9 protein-coding genes, 1 tRNA gene and 1 pseudogene are annotated in these 12,120 nt (G+C 37.9%); 7 read left to right on the top strand and 4 right to left on the bottom strand.

Going from position 1 to position 12,120, the window contains the following annotated elements; all coding sequences use genetic code 11:
* The 6 genes and pseudogenes from H592_RS22865 to H592_RS0119130 form a co-directional block, all read left to right on the top strand.
* A pseudogene (locus H592_RS22865) lies at positions 1-633 on the top strand (electron transport complex subunit RsxC); the annotation flags it as partial.
* A gap of 3 nt (positions 634-636) precedes the next feature.
* Positions 637-1,692, top strand: a complete 1,056-nt coding sequence (gene rsxD / locus H592_RS0119150; RefSeq protein ID WP_028870199.1) for an electron transport complex subunit RsxD — start codon at positions 637-639, stop codon at positions 1,690-1,692.
* Positions 1,689-2,324 (top strand): electron transport complex subunit RsxG, encoded by a 636-nt coding sequence (rsxG, locus tag H592_RS0119145; protein ID WP_245600456.1) that lies wholly within the window; start codon positions 1,689-1,691, stop codon positions 2,322-2,324. Before rsxD ends, rsxG begins: the two co-directional genes overlap by 4 nt.
* Positions 2,324-3,058: an electron transport complex subunit E gene (locus tag H592_RS22860; RefSeq protein ID WP_084296337.1), complete on the top strand. Its 735-nt coding sequence runs from the start codon at positions 2,324-2,326 to the stop codon at positions 3,056-3,058. Before rsxG ends, H592_RS22860 begins: the two co-directional genes overlap by 1 nt.
* Positions 3,055-3,690, top strand: a complete 636-nt coding sequence (gene nth, locus H592_RS0119135) for an endonuclease III (RefSeq protein WP_028870197.1) — start codon at positions 3,055-3,057, stop codon at positions 3,688-3,690. The genes H592_RS22860 and nth overlap by 4 nt, the downstream gene beginning before the upstream one ends.
* 274 nt (positions 3,691-3,964) lie before the next feature.
* Positions 3,965-4,570, top strand: coding sequence for a DUF3157 family protein (locus H592_RS0119130; RefSeq protein ID WP_028870196.1), 606 nt, complete (start codon positions 3,965-3,967; stop codon positions 4,568-4,570).
* An 841-nt stretch (positions 4,571-5,411) separates the two neighbouring features.
* Here H592_RS0119130 and H592_RS0119125 read toward each other — a convergent pair.
* A complete protein-coding gene (locus H592_RS0119125; protein ID WP_028870195.1) occupies positions 5,412-6,095 on the bottom strand; it encodes a hypothetical protein in 684 nt (227 codons plus the stop codon).
* Positions 6,096-6,777: 682 nt separating this feature from the next.
* Between H592_RS0119125 and H592_RS22855 the strand changes: the two genes are divergently transcribed.
* Entirely contained in the window at positions 6,778-10,110 is a 3,333-nt protein-coding gene (locus H592_RS22855; protein ID WP_051369273.1) for a mechanosensitive ion channel domain-containing protein, read from the top strand.
* A gap of 206 nt (positions 10,111-10,316) precedes the next feature.
* Here H592_RS22855 and H592_RS0119115 read toward each other — a convergent pair whose 3' ends face one another.
* From H592_RS0119115 to H592_RS0119105, 3 genes are all read right to left on the bottom strand, one after another.
* On the bottom strand, positions 10,317-10,817 hold the full coding sequence (locus H592_RS0119115; RefSeq protein ID WP_028870194.1) for a YehS family protein: 501 nt from the start codon (positions 10,815-10,817) through the stop codon (positions 10,317-10,319).
* A 59-nt stretch (positions 10,818-10,876) separates the two neighbouring features.
* Entirely contained in the window at positions 10,877-11,935 is a 1,059-nt protein-coding gene (gene nadA, locus H592_RS0119110; RefSeq protein ID WP_028870193.1) for a quinolinate synthase NadA, read from the bottom strand.
* A 103-nt stretch (positions 11,936-12,038) separates the two neighbouring features.
* Positions 12,039-12,114: transfer RNA gene (locus tag H592_RS0119105), tRNA-Lys, on the bottom strand.
* Between the last annotated feature and the right edge of the window lie 6 nt (positions 12,115-12,120).

Here is a 12,120-nt window from a genome sequence, read left to right as displayed (position 1 = left end):
TCAACCGAAAAACAGGCTGATCCTAAAAAAGCAGCTGTCGCGGCTGCTATCGCCCGTGCAAAAGCAAAAAAATTAGCTGCCGAAAATGCTGACTCAGAGAGCGCTACTGAACCAACAACTCAACAAGCAGATCCTAAAAAAGCAGCCGTTGCAGCCGCTATTGCCCGTGCAAAAGCGAAAAAATTAGCTGCTGCAAATGCAGACTCAAAGACAGCTACTGAATCAGCGACTGAACCAACAATTCAACAAGCAGATCCTAAAAAAGCCGCCGTTGCAGCCGCAATCAAACGCGCCAAGGAAAAGAAATTAGCAAAAGAGGCTGAGACGGCTCAAACAAACAATCCATCAGAGCCTGATAATACAGAAGTGATTAAACAACGCGCTATACGTAAAGAGCAAGCACGTTCACATAAAAAACAATTGGCAGAAACGCAAAAAGCGGCAGAAGAAACACCAAAAATTAACGATCAAAAAACACACTCAGAAACGAACAACGAAGACGATACTCAACAGACTCAAGTAATACCATCCAATGAGCCTGTCAGTGATAATAATCAAGATGATAGAAAAGCCAAAATAGCGGCTGTCATTGCCAAAGCAAAAGCCAAAAAACTGGCACAGAAGGATCAATAACCCATGGCACTTTTTAGTTCGACCTCGCCACACCAACGTATCAAAAGACGTACCCCCGAAATAATGAAAATGGTTATTTTAGGGTTAACGCCAGGGATTATTGTACATAGCTACTTATTTGGTTTAGCTATTTATGTACAAATAGTATTGGCTGTCGTTACCGCAGTCGCTGTCGAAGCATTATTTATGACCCTGCGTAAACGCCCTGTGATGAGTAGTATTGGTGATTATAGTGCAGTGCTTACTGCAATTTTATTGGCCATTGCAATCCCCTCTCTTGCACCATGGTGGGTAATTGTAATTGGCACCCTGTTTGCCATCCTTATCGTTAAACATCTTTATGGTGGGCTAGGACAAAATATCTTTAATCCTGCAATGGCCGGTTATGTATTATTATTAATATCTTTTCCTGTGCAAATGACAGCATGGTTGCCAGTGCAATCCATGCAAGCTTTTCCTGTCACGTTCATTGACACCTTAAGTCTGATTTTTACCGGTTTCAGTGTTGATGGCTATAGTGTCACGCAAATTAAAACGTCAATCGATGGATTCACTTTAGCAACGCCATTGGAAACGATTCGAAATGCGCTACACGTGGGTGAAACAATATCTGAAACATTGAAAACAACCTTATTCAGTTTGGATTCACTACAAGGTAGCCAATGGGTTAATTTAGCGTATTTAGCCGGTGGACTTCTATTACTGAAAAAACAAGTCATCATGTGGTATATCCCAGTGGCTTTCATTGTAGGTATCACCATTTTCTCGTTTATTCCCTTTGCAAGTGATCCCGATTTATATTCATCCCCTCTGTTCCACCTATTTTCAGGTGCCACTATGCTTGGCGCCTTCTTTATTCTAACCGACCCAGTTACGGCAAGCACCACGGTGAAGGGACGCATCATCTATGGTTTATTATGTGCTTTATTAGTTGTGGTGATCCGTAATGTCGGTGGATATCCTGATGCCGTTGCTTTTGCAGTATTACTCGCCAATATGTGTGTGCCATTAATCGATTATTACAGCAAACCCAAAGTTTACGGGAGAAAACGCACATGATGCTACCCATTATCAGTCGCAATGCTTTCTTACTAGCAACTTTTGCCGTTGTTTGTACTGGGGCAATCGCATTAATTAACGTGTTAACACAACCGATTATTTTGCAACAGGAGCAGATTGCACTGCAAAATAATATTAATGAACTGATTGAACCTGACCAATATGACAACCAAATTATAGACAGTTGTTTCACCGTGGTTGACTCAGAATTATTAGGTGACAAACAACCCAAACAAGTCTTTATTGCAACCAAAAATAAACAGCCGATCGCCGCGTTGATCCAGACCAGTACCTTTAAGGGTTACTCTGGTGAAATAAAGCTACTAGTAGGCATTTATACCGATGGAAAAATTGCAGGTGTTCGCATTAATAGCCACACAGAGACACCAGGATTAGGTGATAAAATCCAAACGAATAAATCTGATTGGATCTATTCTTTTGATGGTAAAAAGTATCAAGAAAGCGCCGCTAGTAAGTGGGAAGTGAAAAAGGACGGTGGTAGTTTTGATGCATTTACTGGTGCAACTATTACACCAAGAGCCGTTGTTCATGCAGTTAAAGATACGCTTATTTACTTTCAAAAACACAAAACGCAGTTATTTAACACAACTGCAAATTGTGGAGATAAATAATGACACAAGAAACAGTACATAATACGGCAAATAATGCAGATCTCGAGAGTGATATAGCGGCAGATGAAGTAGTCATTCCAGCGAATGAAGATCTTCAAATCTATAAGGACTTAAGCTGGCAAGGGTTATGGAAAAACAATCCAGGCATAGTACAGTTACTCGGATTATGTCCACTATTAGCAGTAACCAATACTTTAACCAATGCATTAGGTTTAGGTTTGGCAACATTATTTGTTGTTATTGCCTCTAATATCCTGATCTCATTAATTCGACATCATGTACCTAAAGCGATACGTATTCCTGTATTTGTAATGATCATCGCTTCCTTAGTTAGTTGTATACAACTATTGATGAATGCCTATACCTACCAGCTTTATTTATCACTAGGTATCTTTATTCCATTGATCGTAACCAACTGCATGATAATAGGGCGAGCAGAAGCCTTCGCCTCTAAAAATAATGTAAAACACTCCGCATTTGACGGTTTGATGATGGGCTTAGGTTTTACCGCAGTATTAATATTATTAGGTGCAGGACGAGAAATTTTAGCGCAAGGTACCTTATTTGATGGTATTGAAACGTTATTAGGCGATTGGGCAAGTTTTATGACCATCACCCTTTACAATACCGATACCAGCTTTTTACTTGCGGCGTTACCACCAGGTGCATTTATTCTAATGGGCTTAATCATTGCCCTTAAAAACTTTATCGACAATAAGATAGTGAACAAATGAATACAGTAAAGCGCAGAGAGATCTTAACCCGTTTAAGGGATAACAACCCGCACCCAGAAACTGAGTTGAACTTTAGCTCTCCTTTTGAATTATTAGTGGCGGTAACACTATCTGCACAGGCAACTGATGTGAGTGTTAATAAGGCCACCGATAAGCTATTCCCTGTCGCGAATACCCCTGAAAGCATTTATGCACTCGGCGTCGATGGGTTAAAAGAATACATTCGTACTATCGGCTTATACAACAGTAAAGCTGAAAACGTCATCAAAGCTTGTAAAATGTTGATCGAGCTTCATAACAGCGAAGTGCCACAAGACAGAGACGCATTGGTTGCATTGCCAGGTGTGGGCAGAAAAACTGCAAACGTGGTGTTAAATACCGCCTTCGGTTGGCCAACTATTGCCGTTGATACACACATTTTCCGTGTATCTAATCGTACTAAATTAGCCATGGGCAAAAATGTTGACGATGTTGAAAAGAAACTGCTGAAAGTAGTACCCGCTGAGTTTAAAGTGGATGTTCATCATTGGTTGATTTTACACGGCCGTTATACTTGTATTGCCAGAAAACCACGCTGTGGTTCATGTTTAATAGAAGATCTCTGTGAATTCAAAGAAAAAACCAGCGATTAACACATTCACCTTGATACAATATCAATAAGCTTTAATACTCTTTTAACGTTCGCTTATCTCCCAAGCAGCATAACTAGCAAAGTACTTTTTGTTGCTACAAGGAGACAAGAGAATAATTGAAAATATCAATTTTCAAAGATTTATTTTCAAAACTTTATCTAAGCATCTGGGTTAATACAGAGAATTTAATACATTGAGTTCCATAACGTTGATTGAACATATAGATATCCTGTATGTTTGATATCAAATCAAACCATATAAAAAGTTGAAATTTATGCCTTTTCATTATCTACAGTACACACTATTTTTATTGCTTGGCTCAGTCACTTTAGGGTTATCCGCAGCTAGCATAGGCACGGCTACACTTGATAATGGCGCCATAATATCATTCCACGATGATTACACTTGGGAATATGTCGCCATTAGTGCCGACGCTGCAGATGAAGTGAATAATGCGAGTTCATCAAAGATGGTTAATTCAAATGCAGTGAACCCTGTGAGTCCGGAACAAGCTTTAAAAAATAGATCTTCACTGCTACGCTCAGGTTTATTGAATACTAGCGTTAAAAATGACGTGAAAGTAACCTATAGTGATTCTATTTGGCGAGACAAAGCACTTGGTTTGAAGTTTATACTCTCCAGTAACAATGCTGATGGCGTTGTTATTGTTAAGGTGGCTATCAGTTTTTATGACGATAAAACTAATAAAATAACAGAACAAACCGTTAATGTTTGGCAAGCAAGCTATCGATTACCTGAAACATATTTACGAAAAGACGAAACACGAAACAGTCGAATCATTTGGGTTGATGGCATCGACAAAACAAGCTGGACTAATAAATTACTTAGTTTAAAGGTGATTGAAGTAGAAACCCGTTAATTTCAAAATAGTTATCATGAGTTAACAGTTATCATGAGTTAAGAGTTATCATGAGTTAAGAGTTTTGAATCTTAATAATAATAGAAATATTGTAAAAAATAACAGCAGTAGGCAGAAAAACTGCAAATCTAAAAAACCGCAAACATAATGTTAAATGCCACCTATGGTTAGCCAACTACTGCTCTTGATACACTTATTTTCCGTGCATCTGGGCGTGCTAAGTTAACCATAAATAAAATTTTTAATGATGTTGATGGTTTAATCTAAAAGTAGTCCCCTTCCCGAGTTTAAAGTCTATGTACATCATTAGTTGATTTTATATGGTAGTTACACCTGAATTGGAAAAAACAAAATGCGAGAGTTGTTTAATAGAAAACTTTTGTGAGTACTCTCTTTCAAAAAGCATTTAAAGAAAAAACCAGCGATTCAGAATTTAATCCCGTTTCAGTACATTAATTAGCATGTTGTATTAACCCTTGTTCTTTTTAAGTAGCGGTCGCAAGGGCAATTAACTAACTTTATCCCCCTCAAAAGCACCTTAGCGACCTTTTCGTTTCCCTCCATAAATGCGGCAAGGAAATAGGCTTATTTAGCTACTCGTGATTGGGAAAGGAGCTAAATGAAAAGAGTATACTTAAGATGAAAAATACTCATTTAATTCAAATTTCACCATACCAATTAAAAGTTGATATCCATTAGTTAGCTAATAGCTTTTGGTATTTTATGTTGATTTAAGAGTGAAGCGGTTATTTGTATAAGAAAAAATACCATAGGGTGCGTAATAGTCATTAAGCGCGACTAAAAAGGCGAATAAATGCCATTTCACTTTCGTTCTAATCAACTACCCGTAAGACTTCCCAGAAAACTGAAGATATTTATTAATAGCAGTTGAATTTGTTTTATTAAAATGCAATTGATTGGCCAGAGAAAGTATAGTTTTCACATCTTTTAATGCTTCAATATCTTGTTTCTCCCATTGCATCATATTGTCACTTTTAAGATAATTATCGAGCTCCAACAATGATTTTTTTACATCCGTAGTCATTGATGAATTGTAGTTTGAACTTAAATTTTCAATGTGTTTTTCTACCTGATTTAAGACGTCAACAAGTCCATCTTGAGGGTCTTTTTGATTCACCTTCTCCCGAAAGCTATCAATCCAATCCAGTACTTTAGTGGTTTTATCCGAAAGCTGATCTGTTGTCTTTTCATCAGTATGACTCAATTTATCGACTTCCGCTGCAGTCAAAAAACCATCACTCTCAAGTCTTTTAATATATTGAGGGATATCTGCCAATAACAACTGCCCTCCACTAAAAAAATCTTTGGAAATACTCTGAATTTTCATTGCCCTATTTGAAAAACTGACTGAGTCTTCCTTCGTTGTAGCCTTTATCTCCACAGAAGTCGGGTTCTTTTCAGTACCTTCTAATGTTTTGCTGGCGCTTGTCTCTTCAGTGCTTTGCCCACTTTCAACATTACTCATAAAAGGACTAGGTATCGAGGACATGATTGTTGTATTCATATTAAGAAACCCTTTTTTATATTTACCCTAACAAATGCAAAAATCACACCAAATAGGTAAATTTTTGTTTATCTCGAAATAAAAAGTTACAGTGCAACCTCCTTGATTGAGGAGAGGGATATTTGAGGGACTCTATTAATAAATAAAAAAGCACAAGCAGAGCTTTTTAAAACGTATCACGCATCGATTACCAAAGCCGATTTCTTAGTAGATACCAGCGATTTAACATAAGCGTAATTTTACGTATTAGTTCCAGCCTACCTATAAATGTAGTGCTAGTGGCCAAATCCTGTCTTTTTCGATATGAGAGAATATTAATGTAAATTGGGAAATCACTTTAAGCCGCTGTATATATATCAATACTAATTACCTGCTACAACTAGTGTTCTGAAAATACTTTAATGCACCAATCCCCAATAATGTCCGAGTTTTTTTCGATGCTAATAATATTTATATCTGAACCAATCAAAATGCTTACCTGTGACCGTAGCATGAAATAAGTTTTAGGGTTTGGGGTAGATTAACCATGAAGATTTAAGGTAAATTAATTATGATAACAAATTAATTCCTTCTATTTAGTAAGCACCATAAAATTATAACTAGCGTTTTCGGAGTATTTTTGTACAAGATAAAAAAATCATACAACGGACTTTTAAAAATAAAGTTTTTTATACTCGTATTGATGAGCCTTACCTTATTTGTCCCATTTGGATCTGCACAGCAAAATAGTCTCGACAAAAAAATAGTTGATGATATAGAGCGTTTAGACAAAAATACCGAATTACTCGATGAACAAAAAAAACAAATCCTCACGACACTTGAAGATGCTCGAAAAATACTTAACAAAGCGGACGAGCAAACAAAGTTAGCTAAGACCTTCAGTGAAAGAGCAGCTACCGCACCTCAAAAAATATTAGCCATTCAAAATGAAAATAATCGCTTAAAAAATCAAACAATAACAATTGCCTCCGATCAATCAATTGATAAGTTAGAAAACCAGCTATTGATTGACCTTGCAGACCAAGAAAACCGTTTGAGAGCGCTTGGTGAAAAGCAAACAGAGCAAAGCAACCTGAGTGTTCGCGCGAGTGAAATTGCAAATGAACTGAGCGCAGCCCTAGCAGATAAAAAAGCAATTAGTGATACGATCACTAAGCAACCAAACCAAGATGCAAGTCTTGATGACCGAGCTGATTTTTATAAAAAAAGTGCGACTATTGAAAAGCTTGCAGCAGCAATAAAAACACTTGAGCGAGAAATAGCGACCATCCCTGTAAGAGAAGCATTGGTAGATGCAGAGCTTAAGCAGATGCGGTTACAAAGTGAATTTTCTGAAAATAAAATTTTGGGCCTACAAAATTATTTATCGAAAAGTCGTAATGTAGAAGTAGAGAGCACCTTAAAGCAAAGCAAAGAAATGCTGAGTCAACTTGAACTAAAGCCAACGCTTTCTGTTATTGCAAGAGAAAACTTGTCGCTTGCAGAGTTACTTGTCAACAAGCAAGCCAATTCATCTGATAACAAAAAAAACATAAGTATTTTGCGTAACCAAAAACGAGAAGTTGAACAATCATCTGAAACAATAGAGCGCGTATTAGCAACAGGAAGAGTAACCGATGAATTAGGAGAATTGCTACGTAGATTACGAAGGTCTTTGCCCAATGAAGCGCGTATTGAGAAACGTAAATATAAAATTGAGGAAGATTCAGTTCGTAACCAACTTGACGTCATATTGTGGCAAGAAAGTTTACGCAATACAGCTCAAGTTGAAGTTGCCGCTAAACAGTTGCTGACCGATGCACGTCAAGAAAAAAAAGATAATTTAGTAAAAGAAAAAAGTGACATAGATATTGAATTTACAAGTTCGGATATAGAAGCGGCAAAAAATCTGGTGCAAGCGCGTCGTGAGTTATTAACCCTTTTAATTGAAGTATCAAGTGAGCAATCTGATAGCATCACAGAAGAGAAACTACTTATAAATCAGTTATTGTTATCAAGTGCCGAGCTGAGAGAACTCCTAGATCGAAGACTTATTTGGTTACCCTCAAACTCAGAAAAATCCGGTGAACTGCTCATTAATTTCGTTAATAATATTGAGTGGTATACATCGCCAAACTCTTGGTGGAAACTAATAAATATCTTGTATGCAGGCATATTAACGGTACCAGTTTTACTTTTACTCACCTTCCCCATCACAATTTTGCTACTAAAGTCTAGAATTAAAGCTGTTTTACAGTCATTGGTTAAACAAGTTGGTAGGGTAGGAAGAGATACTTACCTTACAACCCCCCTTGCTCTGCTGTTAACCTTTATATTAGCCTTACCACTACCCATTTTTTTATTTACAATGGCAGGAATTATCTTCAATAATGCTGAACCTAGCAGCTTTTCAATAGCCATTGCGACAGGCCTAGCATCAATGGCATCTGTAAGTTTGATTTTACTATTTTTTCATTCAATGAGCTGTGAAGATGGCATATTTGATAAACATTTTGGTTGGAGTGATATTGCACGAGATAAACTTAGAAAAATGTTGACGTGGTTTGTGTGGGTACAGTCTTTGGTCACGTTTATCTTCGCAAGTGCGATGGCTAGCGATCAACCAGATTTACGATATGGTATCGCTATTCTTGCATTCATCATTGGTTCCTTTTTTATTACAGTATTCAGTTATCAGTTCTTTCAACCTAAAAGCGGTGTAGCAACCAGTGTCGAAGGACGTACCGCAGCCAGCACCTTAGCTCTTTTATCTTTCCCAATTGTTGTTGTTTCTCCGTTCGCGATTGGGTTACTTCCATTGTTTGGCTTTTTTGATACCGCAGTCGAATTGCAATCAAAATTATTTTTATCAGGTATCTTACTGGTGCTGGCTGCGGTGGCATACGGCATTATGTTGCGTACCTTTTTAGTTACTTTTCGACGTTATATAGTAAAAAAGAAACGCTTAGAAGCATTAGAAGCGAAACTTCAGAAAGAAGAATCTGCAGCACAAAACAGTGATGATTTAATGCCACCACAGGCCATAAATAACAATATAAATAAAGACGAAGTTGTTCGACAAAGCAGAGCAGTTATACACTGGATCACCAGATTACTGTTTATCGTTTGCTTGTGGTTTGTCTGGAAACCCTTATTGCCTGCATTAGGTATTGTTGAAGACATCGTGCTTTGGCAACAAACTACCGTTGTCGGTGGCGTAGAGTTATCTAGCGGTGTGACATTGTGGCAAGTTATTCTAGGGATTGGTTTTATGGTTGGTGGCGTGGTCGCGGCCAGAAATATTCGTGGCGTCATTGAAATAGGATTTTTTGAACGGTTTGCTATGGATAACGGGGCGCGTTATGCAATAGTAACTATTTTAGGTTATGTATTAATAGGGACAGGTGTTGTTGTTGGCTTCTCTTTATTAGGTATAGATTGGTCAAAATTACAATGGATTGTTGCTGCTTTGGGTGTCGGTTTAGGTTTTGGTTTACAAGAAATTGTGGCTAACTTTGTTTCGGGTATCATCATCTTATTTGAGAGGCCGATTAGAGTCGGTGATTTAGTTACCATTGGCGATCAATCGGGTACCGTCACCAATATTGCGATTAGAGCCACAACGCTCACTGATTTCGACAACCGTGAAGTTCTTCTTCCAAATAAATCGATCATTACAGAGAACGTGACTAACTGGACCTTAAATGATGCTATTACGCGCGTAGTGATTAAAATAGGGGTTGCTTATGGATCTGATGTGGATCAAGTCCGAGACCTGTTGATGCAAGTGCTTACGGATAAAGAAGATATATTAACTCAACCTGCGCCACAGGTTTTCTTTTTAGAACATGGTGATAGCTCGCTTAATTTTGAAGCGCGAGTATTTGTTGAAAGAACTGAGCATCGTCTACCAATGACGCATGCTATTAACACTGGTTTTAATCGAATCCTTGCAGAACACAATATATCGATACCTTTTCCACAGCGAGATCTACATATTGTATCTGGACAAATAAGCGAACAAAATAAAACATAAATAAATGAATTCTAGTCAAGGCTAGATTTAATATAAATCTTCGCTGTTACCGTCTTATCAGGTAGCAGGTACAACTTTAGTAGGTAAATTACTTTTTGCCCAAACTAACGCAGCAATGACAATCAGTAACTAATTAATAAATACTTGGTATAAAAAAACCGAGCTAATTTGCTCGGTTTTTAAGTTTTGGCTCAAAGCAGTAACCTTTACTCTACTTCTACTGCATCGGTGCTTGGTTTAGTACCACGGAATTGCACGGTGATCCCATCAATGAAACGACGTAATAATTGGTCGCCACAAGGTTTGAAGTTACGGTGATCCGCTTTTCTGAATAAAGCTGATAATTCACCTTTAGAAACAGGGAAATTTGCAAGCTTCAATGCATTCAACATATCTTCATCTTTAAAGTTTAAAGCAATACGTAGCTTGCGAAGAATATCATTATTAGATAATACAGCTTTAGCCGGTAATATTACAGGTACAGCGCCTTCTTGGCGGCCGCGTTTTTCGTAAATTAAGCCATCAAGAAAAAGTGACAATACGCTGTCACGACAAAAAACAAAACCTTCTGCATCTTCTTTTGCCATTATACTATGTAAGAAATCAACATTCATTTCGTTATCAACAGAAGCAAAAATTGCGAGCATTTTAGTATCGTTTAATTGCAGTGCAAAACGAACTCGACGTAAAACATCATTAGTAATCATATATTCTCAATAAGTTGTGTAAATAAACACTGTTATGAACAGTAGTTAAAGTAAAACGCTTATGCGTTACCTTTAACTTTTAACTGTTGTTCAGCGGCAAAGTTTAACATTCTATCTAACGACACTAATGCTCCTTTGGCAACATCAGCATCAACATCAATCTCATGCCCATTGGCATCAGTTAACGCATTATAAATCGCTTTAAGGCCATTCATAGCCATCCAAGGACAATGTGCACAGCTGCGACATGTTGCGCCATTTCCAGCAGTAGGCGCGGCCATCATCTCTTTGTCTGGACAAGCTTGTTGCATCTTATAAAAAATGCCTGTATCGGTTGCAACAATCAATTTCTTATTAGGCAACGTTTGCGCCGCTTTGATCAATTGGCTTGTAGATCCAACCGCATCAGCTAACTTCACCACGCTTTCAGGTGACTCGGGATGCACTAAAACAGCTGCATCAGGGTGCACAGCTTTCATATCACGCAGAGCACTTGCTTTAAATTCATCATGCACAATACAATCGCCTTGCCACATGATCATATCAGCTTTAGTTTTACGTTCGATGTAACTACCTAAATGGCGATCAGGCCCCCAAATAATTTTTTTCCCTTCGCTATCAAGGTGTTCAACAATTTCGAGTGCAATACTTGAAGTAACGACCCAATCTGCACGAGCTTTTACTGCAGCAGATGTATTGGCATAAACAACTACTTCACGATCTGGGTGTTGGTCACAAAACGCTGAGAACTCTTCTACAGGACAACCGACATCCAGTGAACAAGTTGCTTCAAGTTCTGGCATTAATACTGTTTTATGTGGAGTTAAAATCTTTGCAGTTTCCCCCATAAAGCGTACACCAGCAATAATAAGTGTTTTAGCTTGGTGATCACGACCAAAACGCGCCATCTCTAAGGAATCGGCTACATAGCCACCTGTTTCTTCAGCCAAAGCTTGTATTTCAGGGTCGGTGTAATAATGAGCGACAAGTACTGCATCTTTTTCAACAAGTAATTGTTTGATTTTGGCTTTGTAATCGATTTTTTCCTGTGAAGATAATTCAACAGGTTTACCTGGAAACGGGTAATCCGATCCAACAAGCGGGGATAATTGGCTCATTCTTAACTCTTAGAAATGGAAAAATAGATGCAAATTATAACAATTTGAAACAACAATTGTAATGAAAAATTTAAGGGAATATAAACAGGATAAATCAGGGGAGTGGTGGGCCGTGAAGGATTTGAACCTTCGACAAATGGATTAAAAGTCCACTGCTCTACCAACTGAGCTAACGGCCCATATCA

This window comes from Psychromonas arctica DSM 14288 (genome assembly GCF_000482725.1).
GTDB lineage: Bacteria > Pseudomonadota > Gammaproteobacteria > Enterobacterales > Psychromonadaceae > Psychromonas > Psychromonas arctica.
Note: the sequence above shows the minus strand (reverse complement) of the source record. Positions and strands in the feature narration are given on the sequence as shown.

Coding starts and splice junctions, on each gene's coding strand:
- rsxD (WP_028870199.1), top strand. CDS start 637: ATGGCACTTTTTAGTTCGACCTCGCCACACCAACGTATCAAAAGACGT.
- rsxG (WP_245600456.1), top strand. CDS start 1,689: ATGATGCTACCCATTATCAGTCGCAATGCTTTCTTACTAGCAACTTTT.
- H592_RS22860 (WP_084296337.1), top strand. CDS start 2,324: ATGACACAAGAAACAGTACATAATACGGCAAATAATGCAGATCTCGAG.
- nth (WP_028870197.1), top strand. CDS start 3,055: ATGAATACAGTAAAGCGCAGAGAGATCTTAACCCGTTTAAGGGATAAC.
- H592_RS0119130 (WP_028870196.1), top strand. CDS start 3,965: ATGCCTTTTCATTATCTACAGTACACACTATTTTTATTGCTTGGCTCA.
- H592_RS0119125 (WP_028870195.1), bottom strand. CDS start 6,095: ATGAATACAACAATCATGTCCTCGATACCTAGTCCTTTTATGAGTAAT.
- H592_RS22855 (WP_051369273.1), top strand. CDS start 6,778: ATGAGCCTTACCTTATTTGTCCCATTTGGATCTGCACAGCAAAATAGT.
- H592_RS0119115 (WP_028870194.1), bottom strand. CDS start 10,817: ATGATTACTAATGATGTTTTACGTCGAGTTCGTTTTGCACTGCAATTA.
- nadA (WP_028870193.1), bottom strand. CDS start 11,935: ATGAGCCAATTATCCCCGCTTGTTGGATCGGATTACCCGTTTCCAGGT.